Source organism: Novacetimonas pomaceti, from assembly GCF_003207955.1.
GTDB classification, from domain to species: Bacteria; Pseudomonadota; Alphaproteobacteria; order Acetobacterales; family Acetobacteraceae; genus Novacetimonas; species Novacetimonas pomaceti.
This window is the reverse complement of record NZ_NOXG01000124.1, coordinates 1-610: the sequence shown is the minus strand read 5'-3', so window position 1 is coordinate 610 and position 610 is coordinate 1. Positions and strand designations below refer to the sequence as shown.

General features: G+C 64.1%; 1 protein-coding gene. It reads right to left on the bottom strand.

Annotated elements, in window-relative coordinates:
- Window positions 1–610, bottom strand: a 610-nt coding sequence (gene tnpC, locus CFR71_RS15980; protein WP_110532264.1) for an IS66 family transposase, incomplete at both ends; no start/stop codon positions are given.

Below are 610 nucleotides of genomic sequence, written 5' to 3'. Positions count from 1 at the left end.
CGCCAGAGTGTTATAACCCGCATAGGCGTCTGACTGCAAAATGCCGGTCCAGCCGGTGAGATGGTCCGTGGGATGTTCGCCCTTGCGGTCCCGGGAATAACGGAACCAGACGGCTGGGGGCGCTGTGCCTCCAAAGGGGTGATCGTCCCGCATATAATTCCACAATCGTCCGGTGACTGTCCGGCCTTTCGCCAGAACCGGCACGGTGGTGTCATCCGCGTGCAGGCGTTGTGCCGCCAGCACATGCGCCCGGATCAGCGTAGTCAGGGGGGCCAGCGTCGCGGTGCAGGCCCCCACCCAGTCGGCCAGTGTCGACGTGTCGAGATCGATCCCTTCGCGGGCAAAGGCATCGCTCTGGCGGTTCAGCGGCAGATGCTGCAGGAACTTGTCGCATAGAATGGTCGACAGCAGCCATGGGCCTGCGCGTCCGCGCGCGATCGGATGGAAGGGGGCGGGTGGCTGGGTGATGCTCTCGCAGTCCCGGCAGGTGAACTTCTCCCGCACCGTTTGGATGACCTTGAACTGGCGCGGGATCACCTCCAGCGTCTCGGTGACGCTCTCCCCCAGTTTGCTCAGACGATCGCTGCCACAGCACGGACACTGTGTCGGT